Source organism: Paracoccus alcaliphilus (assembly GCF_028553725.1).
In the GTDB taxonomy this organism is placed as follows: domain Bacteria; phylum Pseudomonadota; class Alphaproteobacteria; order Rhodobacterales; family Rhodobacteraceae; genus Paracoccus; species Paracoccus alcaliphilus.
In genome coordinates this window covers 2,045,915-2,068,558 of sequence record NZ_CP067124.1, presented here as the reverse complement: position 1 = coordinate 2,068,558, position 22,644 = coordinate 2,045,915, and the positions used below count along the sequence as shown (strand labels likewise).

The following is a 22,644-nucleotide window of genomic DNA, read 5'->3' as shown; positions in this document are numbered from 1 at the left end:
TGAAAATCACGGGGGGCTTAGCGCATCGGCGCAAAGCTTTCCACCCATTCGATCTGGCGCGGCAGGCTGTGGCGGTGCAGATCATAGCCGTCCAGAATGGTCTGCCGCGCCGCCTGACGCAGGCGTGGTGCGTCCCGATCGCCATCCAGCCCCCGGATCAGCGCCGCCGACAGGGCGGCCACGTCGAAGAACGGCACCAGCCGCCCGTTCTCGCCATCGCGGATCACTTCGCGCACGGGTTCCGTATCCGAGGCCACGACATAGCCCCCAGCCGCCATCGTCTCGGTCAGCGACCATGACAGCACGAAGGGATAGGTCAGATAGCAATGTACCCGCGCCAGCCGGATCAGCGCCAGATAATCGTCATAGCTCTGCCGCCCGACGAAATGGACCCGCGACAGATCCAGCCTGTCGCCCAGTTCGTCAAGCATCAGCTGTTTCCAGCTGCGCCCGTCACGCGGCGCCGCGCCATAGCTGACGCCCTCGGCCCCCACCAGCACCACCTGCGCAGCAGGCCGCGCCGCCAGCACCTCGGGCAATGCGCGCATGAATACATGGAAACCGCGATAAGGCTCCAGCGAGCGGCTGACATAGGACAGCACTTCGTCGCCCGCACGCAGCACGCGGCCATCGGGCAGCGTCAGGCTGGCCTGCGGATCGGGGCAGACGCGGGTGGTGTCGATGCCGTCATGGATCACCGTGATCCTGTCGCGCAGCCCTGCCGGAAAGCTGTCGGCCTGATAGCGGGTGGGCGCCAGCGCCGCATCCGCCTGCACGATGCCCTGTATCAGATGGGCGGATCGCGCCACGGTCATGAACCGCCCCTCATCGCTGTCTGGCGAAATCCCGGGGTCGAAACCGACATCATGGCCGCGCGTGCGATACATCAGTTCGGCATAGACCAGCAGCTTTGCGTCGGGCCAGATTTCGCGCAGAAACAGCGTCTCTCCCCAGCCGGTATGGCCGATGATGATGTCGGGGGTAAAGCCGTGCCGGTCCCGCAATGCCCGCGCGCCACGCGCCGCCATCAGCCCGCGCTGCGCGTGTTCGGAATAGGTCCGGCCCAGAACGCCATCGGTGCTGACCGGCTCGGGCGCGCGATAGCGCACCACCTGCACGGGGCTGGTGCGCTGGTTCTTCTCATCCGTCAGCGCCAGAACCTGATGGCCACGCGCCACCAGCGCCGGAGCCAGATGCGGAAACTGGCCCGGAAAATTCTGGTGCACGAACAGGATTTTCATCCGGCCCGATCCGGAAAGGCCGCCGCCAGCAATGTGCGGGTATATTCGTCGCGCGGCGCGTCGAAAATCTGCGTGGCATCGCCATGCTCGACCACCTCGCCCGCGTGCATGACCATGATCTGATGCGACATGGCGCGCACGACCCGCAGATCATGGCTGATGAACAGGAAGGCCAGCCCGTATTTGCGCTGAAGGCTGCGAAGCAACTCGACGATCTGCACCTGAACGGTCATGTCCAGCGCACTTGTCGGTTCGTCCAGCACCACCAGTTTCGGGCGCAGGATCATGGCGCGGGCAATGGCGATGCGCTGGCGCTGACCGCCGGAAAACTCGTGTGGATAGCGGTGCATGCTGGCGGGATCCAGCCCGACCTCGGCCATGATATCGGCCACCATCCGACGCCGGTCGCGGCCCTTTTCGACACCGTGGACGCCCAGCCCCTCGGCAATGATCTGTTCGACCGTCATGCGCGGGGACAGGCTGCCGAACGGGTCCTGAAACACGATCTGCATGTCGCGGCGCAGATGCCGCAACCGCTTCGAGCGCCATTCGGAAATATCCTGACCCAGATAGAGGATCGGCCCGTCGCTGTCGATCAGCCGCATGATCGCCAGCGCCAGCGTGGTCTTGCCCGAACCGGATTCGCCGACGATCCCCAGCGTCTCGCCCGCGCGCACGGTCAGGGTCGCGCCGTTGACGGCCTTCACATGGCCCACGGTGCGGCGTAAAAGCCCGCGCTGGATCGGGAACCAGACCTTCAGGTCGCGGGTCTCGACCATCACCTCGGCGCCATCGGGGACCGGGTCTGCAAGGCCGGTGGGTTCGGCCGCCAGCAGCTTGCGGGTATAGTCGTGCTGCGGGGCGGCAAAGACCTGCTCGACCGGGCCCTGCTCGACGATCTCGCCGTCCTTCATCACGCAGACCCGGTCGGCGATGCGGCGCACGATGCCCAGATCATGGCTGATGAACAGCATCGACAGCCCCTCGTCGGCCTTCAGTACCGCCAGCAGATCGAGGATCTGCGCCTGAATGGTCACGTCCAGCGCCGTGGTGGGTTCGTCTGCGATCAGCAGGTCGGGGCCATTGGCCAGCGCCATGGCGATCATCACCCGCTGCCGCTGCCCACCCGACAGCTGATGCGGATAATCGGCCAGCCGCGATTCGGGGTCGCGGATACCCACACGGGTCAGCAACTGGACGATCCGCGCCCGCGCGGCGTCGCCCGTCAGGCCCTGATGCAGCGCAAGGCTTTCGGCCAGCTGCTTTTCCAGCGTGTGCAGCGGGTTCAGCGAGGTCATCGGCTCCTGAAAGATGAAGCTGATGTCATTGCCCCGGATCGCGCGCAGTTCGCGTTCCGGCAGGGCGATGATTTCGCGCCCCTCGTATTTCACCGATCCCTCGACCACCGCCGCATCGCCCAGAAGCTGCACCGTGGACAGCGCCGTGATCGACTTGCCCGACCCGGATTCGCCCACCAGCGCAACGGTCTCGCCCCGGCCGATGTGAAAGCTGACGCCCTTGACCGCCGGAACGATCTGCCCCTCTTGCCGAAAGCTGATCTTCAGATCGTGGACCGCCAGAACCGCATCGCTGTCGGGCGAGGGAACGGCGTGGGCCAGTTGTTCGCCGGGCATCGAGGCGCCGTGTTCCTCGGTCACGGCGGCGGCCGCTCCGGCGGCGGGAATGGTCGGGCGCAGGTCTTTGCCGCTCATCTGCCAAGGCTCATCTGAAGGTCTTTCGGGGGTCGAAGGCGTCGCGCACGCCTTCAAAGATGAAGACCAGCAGCGACAGCATGATCGCGAAGGTGAAAAAGGCGCTGAAGGCCAGCCACGGTGCCTGAAGGTTCTGCTTGGCCTGCAAGGCCAGTTCCCCCAGCGAGGGTGCCGAGGCGGGCAGCCCATAGCCCAGATAATCCAGCGCGGCGAGGCCCGAGATCGTGCCGGTAACGACGAAGGGCAGCATGGTCAGCGTCGCCACCATCGCATTGGGCAGGATGTGGCGGAACATGATCTTGCGGTCGGAAACCCCCAGCGCGCGGGCAGCGCGGACATATTCGAAATTGCGCGCGCGCAGGAACTCGGCCCGGACGACGCCGGTCAGGGCGGGCCAGCCGAACAGGATGGTGACAAAGACCAGCAGCCAGAAACTTCGTCCCAGAATCGCGAACAGGATGATGATGACGTAAAGCGACGGCGTCGAGGACCAGATCTCCAGCAGGCGCTGAAAGATCAGGTCGGTGCGCCCGCCGAAATAGCCCTGCACCGCCCCCGCCGCGATGCCAAGCGTCGAGGCGATCACGGTCACGATCAGCGTGAACAGGATCGAGATGCGGAAGCCATAGATGATCCGCGCCGTCACATCGCGCGCGGTATTGTCGGTGCCCAGCCAGTGATTGGCGTCGGGCGCGCTGGGGGCGGTGCCCACGTTATTGACGGTCGAATAGTGATAGGGGATCGGCGGCCAGATCATCCAGCCCTGTTCCTCTGCGGGGATGTCGCTGGTGCCGTTTGCGACCGCCTCGATCAGCGCTTCGGGTTCGTCCCAGCATTCCTCGCGCCCGCCAGTGACGATGAGGCATTGCACGGCTTCGTCGCTATAGATCGCCTCGGTGCGGAAATCGCCGCCGAAGGCGGTCTCGGGATAGAAGTTATAGGCCGGGACGCGCCATTCGCCGCGATAGCTGACAAGGATCGGTTTGTCATTGGCCACCAGTTCGGCACACATCGCGGTCACGAACAGCACCGCGAAAATGATCAGCGACCAGAAGGCGCGCTTGTTGCGGCGGAAATTGCGCCAGCGGCGGCGGTTCAGTTCCGACAACGCCATCAGCCCGCCCTCGATTCAAAATCGATGCGCGGATCGACGAAGACATACATCATGTCTGACAGGATGCCGACGACCAGCGACATCAGCCCGAAGACGTAAAGCGTGCCGAAGATCACCGGATAGTCGCGTTGCACCGCAGCCTCGAAGCCCAACCGCCCAAGGCCGTCCAGCGAAAAGATCGTCTCGATCAGGATGCTGGCGCCGAAGAACACGCCCAGAAACATCGCCGGAAAACCCGCGATCACGATCAGCATGGCGTTGCGGAACACATGGCCGTAAAGGACGCGGCCCTGTGTCAGCCCCTTGGCGCGGGCGGTCATCACATATTGCTTGTTGATCTCGTCCAGAAAGCTGTTCTTGGTCAGCAGCGTCAGCGTGGCAAAGCTGGAAATGGTCGAGGCCACGACCGGCAGCGTGGCGTGCCATGCGTAATCCTTGATCTTGCCCAGCAGCGACAGGTCGGCGAAATTGTCGCTGGTCAGCCCGCGCAGGGGAAAGATCTTCCAGTAGCTGCCGCCGGCGAACAGCACCATCAGCAGCACCGCAAACAGGAAGGCCGGGATCGCATAGGCCATGATGATGACGCCCGAGGTCCATGTGTCGAACCGCGACCCGTCGCGCACCGCCTTGCGGATTCCAAGCGGGATCGAGATCAGATAGGCCAGCAGCGTGGACCACAGCCCCAGCGTGATCGAGACCGGCATCTTTTCCAGCACCAGATCGATGACGCTGACCGAGCGGAACCAGCTGCTGCCGAAATCGAAGCGCAGATAGTTCCACAGCATGGACAGGAACCGTTCGACCGGAGGTTTGTCGAAACCGAATTCACGCTCCAGCTGCTCGATGAACTCCGGCGGCAGGCCGCGCGCACCCTGATAGGTTTCCTGCGCCCCGCCCCCGGTTTCGCCGCCCGCGCCTGCGATATTGGCGAAAACGTCGCCCTGCCCCTGCACCTGCGCCGCGATCTGCTCGATCGGCCCGCCCGGCACGAATTGGGTCAGGGTGAAGTTGACCAGCATGATGCCGATCAATGTCGGGATGATCAGCAGCAATCGCCGCAGGATATAGGCGCCCATCAGCCTGCCTCTGTGCCCGCCCCGAAGGGCCTTCCGGGCCTTTGCGGCCCTGTTCGGTTGTTCCGCCTTGTGGGCATTTCTGCCCGATTAATCAAGCGCCCGTCCCGCCCGAAGCGCGCCCGCCGCCCGCAGGGCTTCGGCCTTTTCGGCGTCATACCACCAGAAATCCATCTCACCCAGGGAATAGGGCGGCAGCTCGTCCGGGCGGCCGAACTGGTCGTAATAGGCGACCAGATGATTGCCGTTATACCATTGCGGCACCCAGAAGCTGAGACTGCGCAGCGCCCGGTCCAGCGCATGAACCGCGGTGATCAGCTCGTCGCGGGTCTCGGCGGCCTCGACATGGGTGATCAGCCGGTCGATGGCCGGATTGGCCAGCCCCATCGTATTGAACACATCGCCCGCATTGGCCGAACCGAAATATTGCTGCAACCCTGATCCGGGGATCTCGCCCTGCCCCAGATGATCGCTGATCATGTCGAAATCATGGCTGCGCTTGCGGTTCTCATATTCCGCATTGTCCACGCGGACATTTCGGGCATCGACCCCCAGTGCGCGCAGGTTTTCGATGAAGGGGTTGATGACACGGTCGAAGGTCTGGCTGTCGTTCAGGATCTGCAACACCAGCGGGCGGCCATCGGGGTTGCGGCGCATGCCGTCATTACCAACCTCCCACCCGGCCTCGTCCAGCAGCGCGGCGGCGGCGCGCAGGTTGCGCCGGTCCAGCTGACGCTCTCCGCTGACGGGGGCCATCACCGCCTCATCGGTCAGGATGCCTTCGGGCAGATCGGCGGCCACCGGCTCCAGCAACTCCAGTTCCCCATCCGAGGGCGTGCCGCTGGCCGCCAGATCGCTGTTTTCCCAGATGCTGTTCACCCGGTCGTAAAGGCCATAGAACAGCGCGTCATTCGACCATTCGAAATTGAACATCATCCCGATGGCCTGCCGTACGCGGATATCCTGCCAGTTCGGGCGGCGCAGATTCAGCACCCATGTCTGACCCGAGGCGACATTGCCGTCATGCAGCGTTTCCTGTTTGACCCATCCCCGGCTCAGCGCCGGAAAGTCATAGCGCGAGGCCCAGTGGATGGAACTGACCTCTCGGCGGAAGGTGTATTCCCCTGCCTTGAAGGCTTCGAACGCGGCATCGTAATCGGCGAAATATTCAAAGCGGATGCGGTCGAAATTGAAGCGCCCCCGGTTGATCGGCAGATCCGCGCCCCAGTAATCGGGATTGCGGCGATAGGTCACGCGGCGATTGATGTCCGCGCCCTCGAACATATAGGGGCCGGACCCGATCAGCGCCTTCGACATGGTCTGTTCCAGATCGCGGTCGTTATCCTCGAAATCCTTGCGGCTGAAAACCGGCAGGCTGCCGACGCCCTGAATCAGATCGCGGCGCGGATAATCGGGGGTGAAGGTAAAGCGGATGCGGTGATCGTCCAGCACCTCGGCCTCGGCCACCTGCTGCGCGATCACCGTGCGGAAGGACGACAGTCCCTTGTCGCGCAACTGCTCATAGCTGAACAGCACGTCATGCGCGGTCAGTGGCGTGCCGTCGCTGAAGGCAGCCTCGGGGCGCAGATTGAAGATCACCCAGTCGCGGCTTTCGGGATATTCGAGGCTTTCGCACAGCAGGCAATAGGCCGCGCCGACCTCGTCCGCGGTGCCGGTCAGGATCGATTCCAGCATGAAGGATGACAGCGCCGCCGCCCGTCCGCGAAAGGTGAAGGGGTTGTAATTGTCAAAGCCGGTCGAGTTCGGAATCGATTGCGCGATCTCTCCGCCCTTGGGCGCGTCGGGATTGACATAGGGCAGATGGGTGAAATCGGCGGGCAGGTTCAGCTCGTCAAAGACGCCGACGCCGTGGGCACGGATGACCTGTTCGCCATTGGCCGATTCCGTGTCGCCCGTCTGCTCTGGCTGCTGCGCGATGGCGGCTGTGGTGCTGGCAAGAAGCAGGGTCAGGGCGGCAAGGTTCATTCGGCGCATCTGGCGGACATCCTTCGTTCATTTCAACCAACGCTAGGCCAGCGCGGCGGCGGCGATCAAGCCGCGTTTTCGTGAGCCGGGCGAATTGCAGGGCGGCAGGGCTGCGGGGAACGAGAAAGGGGCGCAGGCCCTGCGGCTTGCACCCCTGTATTCACACGTCCAAAGGATCGCGTCCCGTCAGGAATTCTGTTCCAGATAGGCGATCAGATGGGCGATCGCCTGCGGGTCGCGGATCCCGGCAAAGGCCATCTTGGTGCCCGGCACTTCGGCGCGCGGGTTGGTCAGGAAGCGGATCAGCACCTCGGGCTCCCATTCGCCGCCATGCGAGGTCATGCCGTCGGAATAGCCGAAGCCATCGACCGATCCCACGGCGCGACCAACGACGCCATTCAGATGCGGGCCGGTGCCGTCGGTGCCGTCCAGCTTGTGGCAGGCGCGGCATTTGCCCCATTCGCGTTCGCCTGCGGCGGCATCGGCCACAGCCATCAGCGCCTCGACATCAAGCGCGGGTGCGTCGTCTTCGGGTTCGGCCGAGGTTTCCTCGACCGGGATGGAATAGGCCTGCGCATGTTCTTCGTCGCCACCATGCCCGGCAGGGCCGACGTGATACAGCCCGCTGGCGGCCCAGTTGGCCAGCAAAAGCAGCAGCAGGGCACCAATCAGTGCGCCGGCGGCCTTGGTGATTGTCATGGTATTGAACATCGCGTGCGGTCCCCGATTGGTAAGCTCGTCAATTCCGGCAGTATCTATCCGCTTTCGCTTTCCGGGATCAAGGTATACTTACCGCTGGAAAATTCAAAAACTCAGTTGTTCGGAGTGGGCTGTGAAAACGAACCGCATCGCATTTCAGGGCGAACCCGGCGCCTATAGCCACGAAGCCTGTCGCAAGGCCCGCCCTTCGATGGAGGCGCTGCCCTGCCGTACCTTCGAGGACGTGATCGAGGCCGTGCGCAGCCATCAGGCCGATCTGGCGATGCTGCCGGTCGAGAATTCGACCTATGGCAGGGTGGCCGATATCCATCACCTGCTGCCCGAATCCGGCCTGCACATCATCGACGAAGCCTTCGTGCGGGTGCATATCAGCCTGCTGGCCGTGCCCGGAACGCCCCTGTCCGAGATCACCGAAGCGATGAGCCATACCGTCCTGCTGGGCCAGTGCCGGGGTTTCATGCGCCGTCACGGCATCCACGGCATCACCGGCGCCGATACGGCGGGTTCCGCCAAAGAAGTCGCCGCCCGCGGCAATCGGTCGCTGGCGGCGCTGGCCTCTCCGCTGGCCGGAGAGATCTATGGCCTGGACCCGCTGGCCGACCGGATCGAGGACCGGCAGAACAACACCACCCGCTTCCTGATCATGTCGCGCGAACCCGACACCAGCCGCCGGGCCGAACGGATGATGACGACATTCGTGTTCCGCGTACGCAACATTCCCGCCGCGCTTTACAAGGCGATGGGTGGTTTCGCGACCAATGGCGTCAACATGACCAAGCTGGAAAGCTATATGGTGGATGGCGTGTTCACCGCGACGCAGTTCTATGCCGATGTGGAAGGCCATCCCGACGATCCGGCCCTGCAACGCGCGCTGGAAGAGCTGCGCTATTTCACCTCGGTGCTGAACATTCTGGGCACCTATCCCGCCGATCCGCTGCGCGCCAGCCAGCAGGCCGACTGAACCACAGCAGACGCGCCGCGATCAGGCCGTCTGCAATTCCGACACGAACAGCTGGATACGCTCGGCGAACTTGCGCTCCAGCTGGCCCCGGCCCAGCTTGGCGGTCTGCAACATCAGCCGCGCGCGCATGTTGCGGGGGCGGACATTCGTGTCGAACAGCAGGCGCGACCGCGTGCGGCTGAGCGCCACCACGCTCATGTCGGTGTCGATGGTGAAGGAATCGGACTGCCCGGCCAGCGATACCCGTTCGGGCCGATCAAAACGGATCACCTCCAGCCGCAGGTCGCGCGCCTTGCCGCGCCAGTCGAAGCCGATATTCCAGCCCATGCCGGTGCCGGGTTCCTGTGCCGGATCGATCCGCTGGACGGTGGCGCCCCGGCGCAGAAGGATGCTTTCGATCCGGTCGAAATCGCTGATCCGGGCAAACAGATCAACCGCGCAGATATCCGTGTCGCATCGGGTCGAAAATTTCATGCAAGCAACCTGATCATCCAATTCCGGGGTGTCGAAAATCAGCCGACAGCGCCCTGCTGATAGTCCATATTCGCGGCCATGTTCAACCGAATGCCCAGCCTTGCTCGGAAACTTGCTCAATCGTGTGACAAACCCCGCGCGAGGGCGTATTTTTGATGGTGAAGGCGGCAGAACCGAAACCCCTGCCCAATCAGCCAGCAAGATCAAAACAATCTCAGGTTGTGAAACGAATCGGCGCGTCCTAAGGTGGAAAGGTCAATGGTTGCCGTGTCCCGCAGGCTGGCGATGCGGCTGTTACAAGTGAGCCCGGAATGGTCCGACACAGTGCGATTGGCATGACCAGTCAGGGCAAGGCGCCCGGCGGATTGTCGCTCAGGATCCTTGCGACCACCGACATGCATATGCATGTGCTGCCCTATGATTATCTGAGCGACCGCCCCAGCAACCGGATCGGGCTGGCGCGGGTCGCCTCGCTGGCAATGCGCCGTCAGCAAGAGGTGCGGAACAGCCTGCTGCTGGACAATGGCGATTTCCTTCAGGGCAACCCGCTGGGGGATTATGCTGCGGGCAAGGCCAGTTGCGGCGCGCGCCACCCCGCCATCGCGGCGATGAATGCCATGCGCTATGACGTGGGCACGCTTGGCAATCACGATTTCAATTTCGGCCTGCCCTTCCTGCGTCGCGTGATCGCCCAAGCGGGCTTTCCCGTCGTCTCTGCCAATCTGCGCTGCCTGCGCGGGGGCGATCTGCCGCGTTTCGTGATTCTGGAACGCGAGATGACCGATGATCTGGGCCAGCCCGTCCAGCTGCGAATCGGGGTGACGGGCTTTCTGCCGCCGCAGACGGTCGAATGGGATCGCGACCTGTCCGCCCATATCGAATGCCGCGACATCATCGAATCGGCGCGGGACGTGTTGCCACGGATGCGGGCGGCGGGCGCTCAACTGGTGATTGCGCTGGCCCATTCCGGCATAGGTCCGCTGACCCCCCGCCCGGGGATGGAGCATGCCGCCACCGCGCTGGCCGCGCTGGAGGGTATCGATGTCGTGATCGCCGGGCATAGTCATCAGGTCTTTCCCGGCCCGCATATCCCGCCCGGCCCCGGCATCGACCCGCAGCGGGGCGTGCTGGCGGGCAAGCCTGCGGTGATGGCGGGCTTCGGCGGCTCTCATCTGGGGGTGATCGACCTTCGGCTGCGCGCCACCGCCACGGGCCGGATGCAGGTCGAGGATTTCTGCGTGCAGGCACAGCAGGTCTGCACCGAGGCCCCGCCAGCCACCCATGTCGCCACCCCGGCCCTGTCCGCCCATCGCGCGACCCTGCGGCATTTCCGGCGCCGGATCGGTCATGTGGGTATGCCGCTGCACAGTTTTTTCGCCCTGATCGGCGAAGATCCCTGCCTGCGGCTGGTCAGCATGGCGCAACGCTGGCATATCCGCCGCCAGTTGCGCCGCGATCTGGCCGGATTGCCGGTCCTGTCCGCCGCCGCCCCCTTTCGCGCGGGCGGGCGCGGAGGGCCGCAGCATTACACCAATGTCGCCGCAGGCGCGCTGACCCTGCGCAATCTGGCCGACCTCTATCTGTTTCCCAACCGCATCTGCGCCGTGCACCTGACCGGGACGCAATTGCAGCAATGGCTTGAACGCTCTGCCAGCATCTTCCGGACCATCCACCCCGGAAAGGCCGATCAGCCGCTGATCGACCCGGAATTTCCCTGCTATAACTTTGACGTGATCGACGGGGTGGAATGGCAGGTGGATCTGTCGCAACCCCCGCGTTTCAGCCCCGATGGGCGCCTGCTGAATCCGCAGGCGAACCGGATCACACACCTGTCGCGCCACGGCCAGCCCGTCCACCCCGATCAGCGTTTCCTGCTGGCGACGAATTCCTATCGTCTGGCGGCATGTGGCCTTTACAGCCCACTGGTGGCGCAGAATGGCGTGGCGCTGAGTGACGGTGCGCTGACCCGCGATGTGCTGCGCCAATATATCCGCCGCCGCCGCCGGCTGGAGGTCGCGCCCCGCCGCAACTGGCATTTCCGCGCCATGCCCGGCACCTCGGCCCTGTTCGAGACCGGCCCCGATGCGATGCCGCATCTGCAAGGGGCCGATCCGAAAATCCGCGACAGTATCGAATATCTGGGCCTCAGCGACGACGGCTTCGCCCGTCTGCGGCTGTTCCTGTGACGGCGGCGCGGTGAAGGTCGGCGGACGGGGTTGCAATCGCTGCCCGCCCGCATTATCTGTCCCTTCGAGAGGTTGGCGCGGGCAGGCACCTCGCCAACCCGGTCAGGTCCGGAAGGAAGCAGCCGTAACGAGCCCCGCTTGGGTCGTTGTCCAGCCTCTCACCCTTTCCCGCGCACTCATTGGATTAGTCAGCCGCACGTTGTGGGCGCGCCCTTTCTGACAAGTTCTTGCCAGTTGCTGCCCAATGTCTCACGCGCCGAGAGCGCATTCGCGGCCTCGCTGGATCCCTGCTCGACCATCCTGATAACCATTCCCTGCGAATAGTTCTGCTGAAAACCAGAGAAAAAGTCTCCTTGCAAACCGCTGTCGGCATGGTCGCCAGCAACCACGAATCTATCACCACCCTTCCGGATGACCTCGATTGCCGCCGTCTTGAAGGCCACATTTCGCGCCCCGGCAGGCCCGCAGGCGGGAGCAGCATTGGTTGCAACCTTGAAGGTGTCCTTGGACATCGGCTGGATCGATGTCTGGGCGCAGGCTGCGAGACCCAACATGGAAGTGGCCAACAACCACTTGGAAAATGGGAACGTCATTTCAACTCCGCAGGATAAAGAAAACAGACATACACACCGATACCAGATCCGCCTTAAAACGATATAAATCAATGTGTTGAATTTTATCCAACGAACTCACGGACAGATAATGAAGGCGCAGGTTGTCGATGGAGCCCGGCACCGTTAATGTGACGCAACTGCCGAGGGTACGATGACCGACACACAGCAAACCTATCAGGTTCTGGCCCGCAAATACCGGCCCGAGACCTTTGCCGATCTGGTCGGTCAGGATGCGATGGTGCGGACGCTGAAGAACGCCTTTGCTGCCGACCGCATCGCGCAGGCCTTCATCATGACCGGGATTCGCGGCACCGGCAAAACCACCACCGCCCGGATCATCGCCAAGGGCATGAACTGCATCGGCCCCGATGGCGCGGGCGGGCCGACGACCGAACCCTGCGGGACTTGCGAACATTGCACCGCGATCAGCGAAGGCCGTCATGTCGATGTGCTGGAAATGGACGCGGCATCACGCACCGGCGTCGGTGATATCCGCGAAATCATTGAATCGGTTCACTATCGCGCGGCCTCTGCGCGCTACAAGATCTATATCATCGACGAAGTCCACATGCTGTCCACCAGCGCCTTCAACGCATTGCTGAAAACGCTGGAGGAACCGCCCCCGCATGTGAAATTCATCTTCGCCACGACCGAGATCCGCAAGGTGCCGGTCACCGTCCTGTCGCGCTGCCAACGATTCGACCTGCGCCGGATCGAGCCAGAGGTGATGATCGCGCTTCTGCGGCGCATCGCCACGGCCGAGAGCGCGCAGATCTCTGATGACGCGCTGGCGCTGATTACCCGCGCGGCCGAGGGCTCTGCCCGCGACGCGACCAGCCTGCTGGATCAGTCGATCAGCCACGGCGCGGGCGAAACTACCGCCGATCAGGTCCGCGCCATGCTGGGCCTTGCCGACCGGGGCCGGGTGATCGACCTGTTCGAGATGATCCTGCGCGGCGATGCGGCCGCCGCCCTGACCGAATTGCAGTCTCAATATTCCGATGGCGCCGATCCGGTCGCCGTGCTGCGCGATCTGGCCGAGATCACGCATTGGATCTCGATCGTCAAAATCACGCCGCAAGCAATTGAAGACCCGACGATTTCACCAGATGAGCGCACGCGCGGCCAGACCTTGGCCGACCGACTGGCCATGCGGGTGCTGACGCGGATGTGGCAGATGCTGCTGAAGGCGCTGGAAGAGGTCTCGGCCGCACCCAACGCCATGATGGCGGCAGAGATGGCGGTGATCCGGCTGACCCATGTCGCCGACCTGCCCGACCCAGAGACGCTGATCCGCAAGGTGCAGCAGGCGCAGGCCGCTGGCGATTTCACCAGACGCGCCGCCCCGGCGGGACAGGCCCCGGCAGGCGCACCCTCAGCTCAAGCCCCCCGTGCGGCATCTGTCGTCGCCCGATCCGGCGCCGCCGCGCTGGCGCTGTCCCCCGAAGCCTTCGCCGATTTCCCCGATTTCGATTCGGTCACGCAGATGATCCGGCGCATGGGCGACATGCTGCTGCTGATGCAGGTCGAAAACCATGTGGCGCTGGTGCGCTACAGCCCCGGCCGGATCGAATTCGAACCACGCGGCAACGCCCCCGCCGATCTGGCGCAGCGATTGGCCGAACGGCTGCGTGGCTGGACCGGCGGCCAGCGTTGGGCGGTCAGCGTGACGAATACCGGCGGCGCACCCACCATCGCCGAGACCCGCGAGGCCGAGCAGCAGGCCGCCCGCGCCCGCGCCATGGAACTGCCGATCGTGCAGCAGGTCTTTGCCGCCTTTCCCGGCGCGAAACTGACCGCGATCAGCCGCATCGCGCCCGAGGCCGAACCCGACTTTGGCCCCGAAGACAACCCGCATGACACGCAGCACGGTCCCGTCGCCGAAGTCGAGGAATGGGACCCGTTCGAGGATGAGGACTGACAGATGATCAAGGGCTTGGGCGGTCTTGGCGACATGACCAGAATGATGAAGGCCGCGAAGGACATGCAGGACCGCATGCAGCAGATGCAGGCGGATCTGGACAAGCTGACGGTGACCGGCGAATCCGGCGCCGGTCTGGTCAAGGCCACCGCCACCGCCAAGGGCGAACTGACGGCTCTGGATATCGACCCCTCGATCTTCGTTCCCAGCGAAAAAGAGGTGGTCGAGGACCTGATCCTGGCTGCGGTCAAGGATGCCCAACGCCGCGCACAGGAAAAGATGCAAGAGGAAATGGCCCGCATCACTCAGGACCTGGGCCTGCCCGCCGATATGAAACTGCCCTTCTGACCCGCTGATGGAGGCAGGCAGCGACGACATTCAGGCGCTGATCGGGCTTCTGGCGCGGTTGCCCGGTCTCGGGCCCCGCTCGGCCCGGCGCATCGTGCTGCAACTGATCCGCAAACGCGGCGGCCAGATGGCGCAGCTTGCAACGCTGATAGAGCGCGTGGCCATGAACTCGCGCGAATGCCTGAGCTGCGGCAACATCACCGACCGCGACATCTGCGCGATCTGCACCGACCCCGCCCGCGCCAATGGCGAAATCTGCGTGGTTCAGGATGTGGCCGACCTCTGGGCGCTCGAACGCGGCGGTGCCTTCCGGGGCCGCTATCACGTTCTCGGTGGCACCCTCTCGGCGCTGGACGAAATCGGCCCCGAGGACCTGCGCATCCCCGAACTGATCGACCGTATCACCCGCGACTCCATGACCGAAGTGATCCTTGCGCTCAACGCCACGGTCGAGGGCCAGACCACCGCCCATTACATCGCCGACGCGCTCGATCAGACCGCGGTCACCATCACCGGCCTTGCGCAGGGCGTCCCCATCGGCGGCGAGCTCGACTACCTCGACGATGGTACCATCAGCGCCGCCCTGCGCGCCCGCCGCCGCATCTGAAAAAGCCGCGCCCTTCCCATCTCTGGTGTGCAAATATCCTGCAGGGGGTCTGGGGGACGCAAAGTCCCCCAGCGTTAGCCAACCGCCCTCAGGCGTCCAGTTTTTCGACCTTCGCCGCCGATTTCGCGATCTCGATCCGGCGCGGTTTCAGCGCCTCGGGGATCTCGCGCAGCAGGTCGATATGCAGCATGCCGTCCACATGGCTCGCACCCTCGACGCGGACATGATCGGCCAAGGTGAACTTGCGCTCGAAGGCGCGGGTGGCGATGCCGCGATGCAGATAGGTCCGGCTGTCATCCTCATCCGCCTTGCGGGCCGAGACGATCACGGCGCCGTCGCGGACCTCGACATCCAGATCATCCGCGGCGAATCCGGCCACGGCGATCGAGATGCGATAGGTATCCTCGCCGGTCTTTTCGATATTATAGGGGGGATAGGTGGGCGCGGCGACATCGGCCGACAGGGCCCGGTCCATGACATCCGCCAACCGGTCAAAGCCGACCGAGGCGCGATAAAGCGGGGTCAGGTCAAAGCTACGCATGGGTTACATCCTTCCAAAGCGATGTTGTCATTGCCCCCCGATCATCCGGGCGGGCGGTTCACCGGCGCCATTGTGGCCGCCGACAGACCTGATCTGGGAAAGCCCCGCGACGGTTTCAAGACCTGGCCCGCCCGCCGAAATGACCGCGTCCCCATCAATGGGACTTTCAACCTGCCGGGCGCGGGCCTAAACCTTGGACATGCGCTTCGATCTGCCCCTCTCGATCACCCTTGGCCTGCCCGACATTCTGGCGGTGCTGCTGCTTTTCATCTGCTGGTATGGCATCGGCTGGCTGATCGAGCGCCCGCCCGCAGGCCAGCCATCGGTCTCGGTGCTGATGACGCGGTTCCGGCGCGAATGGATGAGGCAATTCGTCGCGCGCGACCCACGCATCTTCGATGCCAACATCCTGACGACGCTGCGCGAGGGCACCTCGTTCTTCGCCTCGGCCTGCATGATCGCGACCGGCGGCCTTCTGGCGCTGATCGGCAATTCCGAGCGGTTGCTGGGTCTGGCCGAGGGGATCGAGATCCTTGATGTCACCGGCGCCCTGCTGCGCGCCAAGCTGCTGGTGACGATGTTCTTCGTCGTCAACGCCTTCCTGAAATTCGTCTGGGCGCATCGGCTGTTCGGCTATTGCGCGGTGATGATGGCGGCGGTCCCCAACGACCCGCACGACCCCGCCGCCATGCAGCGGGCGATGCAGGCGGCGGATCTGAACATCACCGCCGCGCGCAACTTCAATGCCGGGCTGCGCAGCGTCTATTTCGCGCTGGGTGCGCTTGGCTGGATGGCCGGGACATGGGCGCTGGTTCTCAGCACGGCAGTGGTGCTTTATGTGACCTGGCGGCGGGAATTCGCCTCGACCTCGCGGCAGGTCATCTTGCGCAGCCTGCCGCCGCCGCGGCTGTCCTTTCCGACCAGAGAGCCAGGGTCAGAACCACCGCCCCCGCAGCCGTAAGCGCGATCCCGACCAGCCCGGGCGACGACCAGCCCCAGCCTGCGGCCAGCGCCGCGCCGCCCAGCCAGGCCCCCAGCGCGTTGGCCGCGTTGAAGGATGCGTGGTTCATCGACGCCGCCATGTTCTGCGCCGGGCCCGCCACATCCATCAGCTTGGTCTGCAACGGAATGACCAGCCCGGCCCCCGCCGCCAGCGCGAAGGACGACAGAACCATCAGCACCCAGTCGCCAACCGCCAGTGCCGCGAACCCCTGCGTCACCGCCATCAGCGCAAGGCTCAGATAGGCCGCGCGGGTGCTGCCAAGTATTTCGGTGAACCGCCCCGCGCCCCATGTTCCCAAGGTGCCGCCGACCCCGAACATCGCCAGCGCCAGCGGAATCGCCCAATCCGGACCGTCGGTGGTGGCCAGCATCGCGGCGGTCAGGAAGGAATAGACCGAAAACAGCCCGCCAAAACCGACCGCGCTCACGGCCAGCAGCCACAGCACGCGCGGATTGCTCAGCGCCCTCAGCTCGGCCAGCGGTCGCGCGTCGGGATCGCCTCCGACTCGCGGGGCCAGCCGCAGAATCGCCCCGGCCGAGATCAGCGCGATCACCCCCGGCAAGGCAAAGCCCCAGCGCCAGCCGATCCCCTGCCCCAGCGCCCCGGCCAGAGGCACACCGGCGACATTGGCCAGCGTCAGCCCCAGCAGCACCTGCGCGACACCCCTTGCCCGTTTCTCGCGCGGCAGCGCATCGGCGGCATAGAGCATCGCCACGCCCAGAAAACCGCCATGCGGCAGTCCGGCCAGAAACCGCGTCACCGTCAGCGCCGACAATCCCGGCAGAATCGCCGCCAGCAGGTTCATCATCCCATAGGCAGCCATCAGCGCGGCCAGATAGCGCCGCCTTGGCAACCGCGCGCCCAGAATCGAGGTCAGCGGCGCGCCGACCACCACCCCCAGCGCATAGGCGCTGATAACGTGGCCCGCCTGTGGTTCGGTGATCGACAGATCGGCGGCGAAATAGGGCAACAGCCCCATCGCGGCGAATTCGGATGTGCCGATGGCAAAGGCGCCAAGCGCCATCGCAAGGATGGCGTTGCGTGTGCTGCGGGGATGGGTCATTGCGGCGTGTTCCTGAGGGATGTTCGCCCTAACATATGCCGCGGCGCAGCATCCGCAAGCGGCTTTGCATCGGGTTCACGATCTGGTCAGAGCGTGCCGCGACGCAACATGATCCAGATCGCCCCCGCCGCGATCAACAGCAACGCCAGCGCGACCGAGGCGCCGATATGCAGCGCCCGGTTCTGAAAGCGGCTGACCTCTCCCAACGGGCGCAGATGGCTGGTCAGCGCATGATAGGCGCGGCTGACGGCGCGCATGTCCTGTTGTCGTCCGACGCGGGGCTGGGCGCATCGCCGATCGGCCTCGGCCAGCCGCCGGGCCGGTCCCCGCAGGCGGCGCGGCAGGGCGGCACCACGGCGGCGGAACATCTCGTCCAGGCTGGGCCGGTCGCCGGACCTGCCGCCGCCAAAGCGCGACACCATCAGTTGCGCCACCTCGTCCGCCATGCGCCGGATATCGTCGATGGTCTTTGCTTGTTGCCTCATGCCGCGCAGGATAGACGGGATGGGGCGGCGGCACCAGCCGCCCCGAACCACCGATGTGACAGGCGGAGACGTGATGCTGAACCAAATCATTTCCGGGCCAGAGGGCGGTGTGCCGGTGCTGATCGTTCACGGGCTGTATGGTCAGGGCCGCAATCTGGGCGCCATTGCCCGGCGGCTGGCTGAATCGCGGCGGGTGATCCTTGTGGACCAGCGCAATCACGGCGACAGCCCGCGTTCCGAGCGTCACGATTACGATTCCATGGCCGGGGATCTGGTCGAGGTGATCGAAGCGCATGGCGGCAAGGTCGATCTGGCGGGGCATTCGATGGGCGGCAAGGCGGCGATGGTGCTGGCGCTGACGCGGCCCGAACTGCTGCGCAAGCTGGTGGTGATGGATATCGCACCCGTCGTCTATCAGCATGACCAGACGCAATATGCGGCGGCGATGCAGGCCATCGACCTGAACGGCATCGACCGGCGCAGCGAAGCCGACCTTAGGCTGGCGGAACAGCTCGACGACAGCAGGCTGCGGGCGTTCTTCCTGCAATCGCTGGATATCAAGACCGATCCGGCGCGCTGGAAGCTGAACCTGCCCGTCCTTGCCCGCGAAATGTCCGGGATCGTCGGCTGGCCCGCAGGCCTGCCGCGCGGCAGCTTTGGCGGTCCGGCGCTGTTCATCAGCGGCGCGCAATCCGACTATGTTACCCGGCAGGGAGAGGTCGAGATCCGCGCCTATTTCCCGCAGGCGCGGCTGGTCACGCTGAAGGATGCCGGCCACTGGCTGCATGCCGATCAGCCCGAAGCCCTGTCCGAGACGCTGGCGGTGTTTCTGGGCGAGGGCTAGGTTCCCCATCCGCAATCCAGATCGAATCTGGCCACGCCGGTATCGCCGGGGATTTTCGTGGTCATGCTGCCGGGTATCACCGCGCAGCCGGTCGTGGCCTCTGCCGCCCGGATCATCAGCTGCGGCACCGGATCGCGTTCGCGCCGGGTCAGATAGCCCATGCGCACCACCTCGGCCTCCGCGCCATAATGGAAAACGACGAAATCCATGCCACCGACCGAGATCTCGTGCCGCGCCGCACCCATCATGTCGGGCGACGGAGTGGCGCAGCCCGACAGGACGGCGATCAGGGATATGAGGGGCAGAATCAGCTTCATACCCGCATCATCGCGACAATGGATTAACGCCGCGTTAACGGGCAATCAGAATCACTCGTCGCGCTGATCTTCCAGACGTTCGGCCAAAGCCTCGGCGCGGGCGGCCAGTTCGGCCATCGCCTCTTTCAGCTCTGACGGGATCACCGGAACCTCGACCCGCTGGGGGTTCGATTGCAGCCGGTTCAGATGACGCTCGGCCCTTTCGGCACGCTCTTCCATACTGGCAAAGCGGTCGGCCAGCATCAGCCCGGCCAGCAGCAGCAGGCGCGGTTCGGGCACGCGCCCGGCCTGCCCCAGAATCGCCTGCGCCTCGGCATCCAGAACCTGCGCCGCGCGTTTCAGCAGCTTTTCCTCGCCATCCTGCGCTGAAAGGCTGTATTCCTTGTGTCCGATGGTGAATTCGACTTCGGCCATCTACCTGCCCTCTTCCTGCGCATCGCCTGTTTCGGCCCCGGCATCATCATCCGCCTCGGGCAGCCCACCGGCATCGCCGATCACCTCGGGCGTGACCGGAGCGGCGGAACCGGCATTGCCAAGATAACGCTCAAGCTCGGCCATCAACTCTCCCAATTGCGTGATCTCGGCGCCGCGCGCGGCACGCAGGGCGCTGATCTCGGCCTCCAGCGCGCGCCGGACGCCGTCCTCGCCCACATCCTCGCCGTCGATCAGGGCGCGGTTGGCATTGGTCAGCGCATCATTCGCCCGTGCCAGCGCGGCGATCTGGTCATTGGCCGCATCCAGCCGTTCCTGCACGGCGGTCAGTTCGTCCGGGGCGGGACCACCTTCGGCAGCGCGGCGACCGCCACCGGCTTCCAGTATCCGGTCGATCCGGTCCAGCGCGGCGCTGAGCCTGCGTTCGCTGACAGAGATATCGCTCATCGCGTCGGTCCTTCCTTGGCGTTATCGTCGGTTTTGGCATTGACCGCGCCATAAAACAAGAACGCGACGAAAAACCTTGGCGGCCCGGGGGTCTGTCAAACGCCATTCAGGCAAATTCTTGCCTTTTGCGCAAGCCGCGATCCCGATCCGGCGCGTCTTGGCGAGAAGGCCCGCGCCCCCTATAAGACGCTTGCGACGAAAGGACATGCCATGCGCACAGCCACCATCACCCGCAACACGGCCGAGACCCAGATCGAGGTCACGCTGAACCTTGACGGGACCGGACGTTACGACAACCAAACCGGCGTCGGCTTTTTCGATCACATGCTGGACCAGCTGTCGCGCCATTCGCTGATCGACCTGACCATCCGCGCCACGGGCGATCTGCATATCGACGATCACCACACGGTCGAGGATACCGGCATCGCCATCGGTCAGGCGCTGACCCGCGCGCTTGGCGACAAGACGGGGATCCGCCGCTATGGCCATTTCAATCTGGCGATGGACGACACCCAGGTGCGTTGCGCGCTGGATCTGTCGGCGCGGCCCTTCCTTGTCTGGAACGTCGATTTCCCGACCGAGAAGATCGGCACCTTCGACACCGAACTGGTGCGCGAATTCTTTCAGGCCCTGTCCACGCATGGCGGCATCACCCTGCATGTGGACCGCATCCACGGGCTGAACAGCCACCACATCGCCGAAGCCGCGTTCAAATCCGTGGCCCGCGCCCTGCGCGAAGCGGTCGAGCCCGATCCGCGCATGGCGGGTGTGCTGCCCTCGACCAAGGGCGCGCTGTGATGAAGGTCGCTCTGGTCGATTACGACAGCGGCAACCTGCATTCGGCGCAAAAGGCGCTGCAACTGATGGGCCGAGAGACCGGGGCCGCGATCGAGGTCACCTCGGACCCCGACATCGTGCGCAAGGCCGACCGGATCGTGCTGCCGGGCGACGGCGCCTTTCCGGCCTGCCGCAAGGCGCTGGATGCGGTCGAGGGTATGCCCGAGGCGCTGGCCGAGGCCGTGCTGACCCGCGGCGTGCCCTTTCTGGGCATCTGCGTCGGCATGCAGATGTTGGCGACCACGGGGCATGAATATCGCGAAACCCCCGGCCTCGGCTGGATCGCCGGACAGGTGGTGGCGATCGACGCGCCAGGTCTGAAGGTGCCGCATATGGGCTGGAACGATCTGGTGATCGATCACCCGCATCCGGTGCTGGAAGGCGTGGCGACGGGCGATCACGCCTATTTCGTGCATGGCTGGCAGTTCCGCACCACCGATCCGGCACATCGTCTGGCCCATGTCGATTACGGCGGGCAGGTCAGTGCGGTGGTCGGGCGCGACAATATCATCGGCACCCAGTTCCACCCGGAAAAATCTCAGGCCATCGGGCTGCGGCTGATCGCGAATTTCCTGCGCTGGAAGCCCTGAGCGGGCCGGTCACAGCCCGACCAGCGCCCGCGCGAATTCCTCGGCATCGAAGGCGTCCAGATCGTCGATCTGCTCGCCCACGCCGATGGCATGGATGGGCAGGCCAAAGCGATCCGCCAGCGCCACCAGCACACCACCCCGCGCCGTGCCGTCCAGCTTGGTCATCACCAGACCCGAAACATCAGCCAGCTTGCGGAAGGTCTCGACCTGGCTCAGCGCGTTCTGGCCGGTGGTCGCATCCAGAACCAGCAGCGTGTTATGCGGCGCCGAGGGGTCCTTCTTGCGGATCACCCGGACGATCTTGGCCAGTTCCTCCATCAGGTCGGTGCGGTTCTGCAACCGCCCGGCCGTGTCAATCAGCAACAGATCGGCACCCTCGGCCTCGGCGCGGGTCATGGCGTCGAAGGCCAGACTGGCCGGGTCCGAGCCCTGCGCGGCCACCATCACCGGCACGCCCGCGCGATCGCCCCAGACCTGCAACTGCTCCACCGCGGCGGCGCGGAACGTGTCACCGGCGGCGATCACCACCTTCTTGCCCGCCGCCTTGAACTGGCTGGCCAGCTTGCCGATGGTCGTCGTCTTGCCCGAGCCGTTCACCCCCACGACCAGCACCACCTGAGGCACCTTCGCATAAAGCGGCAAGGGCCGCGCCACCGGCGCCATGATCCGGGCGATCTCGGTGGCCAGTAACTGCTTCAGCTCGGTCGAGCCGACCCGCCGCCCCATCCGCCCCTCGGCGATATTGGCCGTCACCCGCAAGGCGGTCTCGACCCCCAGATCGGCCTGGACCAGCATGTCCTCCAGCTCTTCCAGCATGTCGTCATCCAGCGCCCGGCGCGGCTCATCGACCGCTTCCGGCCCGCGCCCGAACAGCCGCCCCACCAGTCCGCCAGCGGCCGAGGGCGCCGACACCACCGCCGGCGTCGCGGCGGGCTCGGGCGCGGCGGGCGCCGCCTCACCATCCGACGGCGCGTTGTCGGCCACGATCTCGTCCAGCCCCTGTCCGATCTTGCTTGACGACCGGGTCAGCCGCTCGCGCAGTTTGGTGAAAAACGACATATCCGTATCCTCTTGCTGGCCGCGAAACCCTATCCCGTCGGCGCGGCAAGGAAAAGCCACAGCCCCTCG

General features: G+C 64.9%; 24 protein-coding genes and 1 other RNA gene. 10 read left to right on the top strand and 15 right to left on the bottom strand.

Going from position 1 to position 22,644, the window contains the following annotated elements; all coding sequences use genetic code 11:
- Positions 1–17: 17 nt before the first annotated feature.
- The 6 genes from JHW40_RS10610 to JHW40_RS10585 all read right to left on the bottom strand — a co-directional run bounded on the left by JHW40_RS10610 (position 18) and on the right by JHW40_RS10585 (position 7,837).
- On the bottom strand, positions 18–1,241 hold the full coding sequence (locus JHW40_RS10610; RefSeq protein ID WP_090610084.1) for a glycosyltransferase: 1,224 nt from the start codon (positions 1,239–1,241) through the stop codon (positions 18–20).
- Positions 1,238–2,875 (bottom strand): ABC transporter ATP-binding protein, encoded by a 1,638-nt coding sequence (locus tag JHW40_RS10605; protein WP_090610225.1) that lies wholly within the window; start codon positions 2,873–2,875, stop codon positions 1,238–1,240. Before JHW40_RS10605 ends, JHW40_RS10610 begins: the two co-directional genes overlap by 4 nt.
- A gap of 88 nt (positions 2,876–2,963) precedes the next feature.
- Positions 2,964–4,067, bottom strand: a complete 1,104-nt coding sequence (locus tag JHW40_RS10600) for an ABC transporter permease (protein WP_090610085.1) — start codon at positions 4,065–4,067, stop codon at positions 2,964–2,966.
- A complete protein-coding gene (locus tag JHW40_RS10595) occupies positions 4,067–5,143 on the bottom strand; it encodes a microcin C ABC transporter permease YejB (RefSeq protein ID WP_090610086.1) in 1,077 nt (358 codons plus the stop codon). Before JHW40_RS10595 ends, JHW40_RS10600 begins: the two co-directional genes overlap by 1 nt.
- Before the next feature lie 87 nt (positions 5,144–5,230).
- Positions 5,231–7,135, bottom strand: a complete 1,905-nt coding sequence (locus JHW40_RS10590) for an extracellular solute-binding protein (RefSeq protein ID WP_090610087.1) — start codon at positions 7,133–7,135, stop codon at positions 5,231–5,233.
- 177 nt (positions 7,136–7,312) lie between these two features.
- Entirely contained in the window at positions 7,313–7,837 is a 525-nt protein-coding gene (locus tag JHW40_RS10585; protein ID WP_090610088.1) for a c-type cytochrome, read from the bottom strand.
- A 121-nt stretch (positions 7,838–7,958) separates the two neighbouring features.
- Between JHW40_RS10585 and JHW40_RS10580 the strand changes: the two genes are divergently transcribed.
- Positions 7,959–8,807: a prephenate dehydratase gene (locus tag JHW40_RS10580; RefSeq protein ID WP_244519066.1), complete on the top strand. Its 849-nt coding sequence runs from the start codon at positions 7,959–7,961 to the stop codon at positions 8,805–8,807.
- A gap of 21 nt (positions 8,808–8,828) precedes the next feature.
- On the opposite strand, the gene JHW40_RS10575 is transcribed toward JHW40_RS10580, so the two are convergent.
- Positions 8,829–9,281, bottom strand: coding sequence for a hypothetical protein (locus JHW40_RS10575; RefSeq protein ID WP_090610090.1), 453 nt, complete (start codon positions 9,279–9,281; stop codon positions 8,829–8,831).
- A 311-nt stretch (positions 9,282–9,592) separates the two neighbouring features.
- Here JHW40_RS10575 and JHW40_RS10570 point away from each other — a divergent pair, with 311 nt between their 5' ends.
- Both JHW40_RS10570 and ffs read left to right on the top strand, forming a co-directional pair.
- Positions 9,593–11,467 (top strand): bifunctional 2',3'-cyclic-nucleotide 2'-phosphodiesterase/3'-nucleotidase, encoded by a 1,875-nt coding sequence (locus JHW40_RS10570; RefSeq protein WP_090610091.1) that lies wholly within the window; start codon positions 9,593–9,595, stop codon positions 11,465–11,467.
- Between the two features lie 66 nt (positions 11,468–11,533).
- Positions 11,534–11,630: signal recognition particle sRNA small type (gene ffs, locus JHW40_RS10565), an RNA gene on the top strand.
- 25 nt (positions 11,631–11,655) lie between these two features.
- Here ffs and JHW40_RS10560 read toward each other — a convergent pair.
- Positions 11,656–12,060 (bottom strand): hypothetical protein, encoded by a 405-nt coding sequence (locus JHW40_RS10560; protein ID WP_244519067.1) that lies wholly within the window; start codon positions 12,058–12,060, stop codon positions 11,656–11,658.
- 172 nt (positions 12,061–12,232) lie between these two features.
- Between JHW40_RS10560 and JHW40_RS10555 the strand changes: the two genes are divergently transcribed.
- The 3 genes from JHW40_RS10555 to recR are packed head-to-tail and all read left to right on the top strand — an operon-like array spanning position 12,233 to position 14,957.
- Complete coding sequence (locus JHW40_RS10555; protein ID WP_090610092.1) at positions 12,233–14,002, top strand: DNA polymerase III subunit gamma/tau; 1,770 nt, start codon at positions 12,233–12,235, stop codon at positions 14,000–14,002.
- A gap of 3 nt (positions 14,003–14,005) precedes the next feature.
- Complete coding sequence (locus JHW40_RS10550; RefSeq protein WP_090610093.1) at positions 14,006–14,350, top strand: YbaB/EbfC family nucleoid-associated protein; 345 nt, start codon at positions 14,006–14,008, stop codon at positions 14,348–14,350.
- 7 nt (positions 14,351–14,357) lie between these two features.
- A complete protein-coding gene (recR, locus tag JHW40_RS10545; protein WP_090610094.1) occupies positions 14,358–14,957 on the top strand; it encodes a recombination mediator RecR in 600 nt (199 codons plus the stop codon).
- A gap of 88 nt (positions 14,958–15,045) precedes the next feature.
- On the opposite strand, the gene JHW40_RS10540 is transcribed toward recR, so the two are convergent.
- The gene (locus JHW40_RS10540) at positions 15,046–15,498 is read right to left on the bottom strand and encodes an Hsp20 family protein (RefSeq protein WP_090610095.1); all 453 of its coding nucleotides are present in this window, start codon (positions 15,496–15,498) and stop codon (positions 15,046–15,048) included.
- 199 nt (positions 15,499–15,697) lie between these two features.
- Here JHW40_RS10540 and JHW40_RS10535 point away from each other — a divergent pair, with 199 nt between their 5' ends.
- Complete coding sequence (locus tag JHW40_RS10535) at positions 15,698–16,459, top strand: DUF599 domain-containing protein (protein WP_090610096.1); 762 nt, start codon at positions 15,698–15,700, stop codon at positions 16,457–16,459.
- Here the strand turns inward: JHW40_RS10535 and JHW40_RS10530 are convergent.
- Entirely contained in the window at positions 16,377–17,564 is a 1,188-nt protein-coding gene (locus JHW40_RS10530) for an MFS transporter (protein ID WP_090610097.1), read from the bottom strand. The genes JHW40_RS10535 and JHW40_RS10530 overlap by 83 nt on opposite strands.
- An 86-nt stretch (positions 17,565–17,650) precedes the next feature.
- Positions 17,651–18,049: a hypothetical protein gene (locus tag JHW40_RS10525; RefSeq protein WP_090610098.1), complete on the bottom strand. Its 399-nt coding sequence runs from the start codon at positions 18,047–18,049 to the stop codon at positions 17,651–17,653.
- Between the two features lie 73 nt (positions 18,050–18,122).
- On the opposite strand from JHW40_RS10525, the gene JHW40_RS10520 reads away from it, so the two are divergent.
- Complete coding sequence (locus tag JHW40_RS10520; RefSeq protein WP_090610227.1) at positions 18,123–18,893, top strand: alpha/beta fold hydrolase; 771 nt, start codon at positions 18,123–18,125, stop codon at positions 18,891–18,893.
- Here JHW40_RS10520 and JHW40_RS10515 read toward each other — a convergent pair.
- Genes JHW40_RS10515 through JHW40_RS10505 form a run of 3 tightly spaced genes read right to left on the bottom strand, consistent with a single transcriptional unit; the run spans position 18,890 to position 20,089 of the window.
- On the bottom strand, positions 18,890–19,210 hold the full coding sequence (locus JHW40_RS10515) for a hypothetical protein (RefSeq protein ID WP_090610099.1): 321 nt from the start codon (positions 19,208–19,210) through the stop codon (positions 18,890–18,892). The genes JHW40_RS10520 and JHW40_RS10515 overlap by 4 nt on opposite strands.
- A gap of 51 nt (positions 19,211–19,261) precedes the next feature.
- Positions 19,262–19,624 carry a cell division protein ZapA gene (gene zapA, locus JHW40_RS10510; RefSeq protein ID WP_090610100.1) on the bottom strand — a complete coding sequence of 121 codons (363 nt, stop codon included), beginning with the start codon at positions 19,622–19,624 and terminating at the stop codon, positions 19,262–19,264.
- The gene (locus tag JHW40_RS10505) at positions 19,625–20,089 is read right to left on the bottom strand and encodes a hypothetical protein (RefSeq protein WP_211657179.1); all 465 of its coding nucleotides are present in this window, start codon (positions 20,087–20,089) and stop codon (positions 19,625–19,627) included.
- 210 nt (positions 20,090–20,299) lie between these two features.
- Here JHW40_RS10505 and hisB point away from each other — a divergent pair, with 210 nt between their 5' ends.
- Both hisB and hisH read left to right on the top strand, forming a co-directional pair.
- Positions 20,300–20,887: an imidazoleglycerol-phosphate dehydratase HisB gene (hisB, locus tag JHW40_RS10500; RefSeq protein ID WP_090610101.1), complete on the top strand. Its 588-nt coding sequence runs from the start codon at positions 20,300–20,302 to the stop codon at positions 20,885–20,887.
- On the top strand, positions 20,887–21,516 hold the full coding sequence (gene hisH, locus JHW40_RS10495; protein WP_090610102.1) for an imidazole glycerol phosphate synthase subunit HisH: 630 nt from the start codon (positions 20,887–20,889) through the stop codon (positions 21,514–21,516). The genes hisB and hisH overlap by 1 nt, the downstream gene beginning before the upstream one ends.
- Before the next feature lie 9 nt (positions 21,517–21,525).
- Here hisH and ftsY read toward each other — a convergent pair whose 3' ends face one another.
- Positions 21,526–22,575, bottom strand: coding sequence for a signal recognition particle-docking protein FtsY (gene ftsY, locus JHW40_RS10490; protein WP_090610103.1), 1,050 nt, complete (start codon positions 22,573–22,575; stop codon positions 21,526–21,528).
- Positions 22,576–22,644 lie beyond the last annotated feature (69 nt).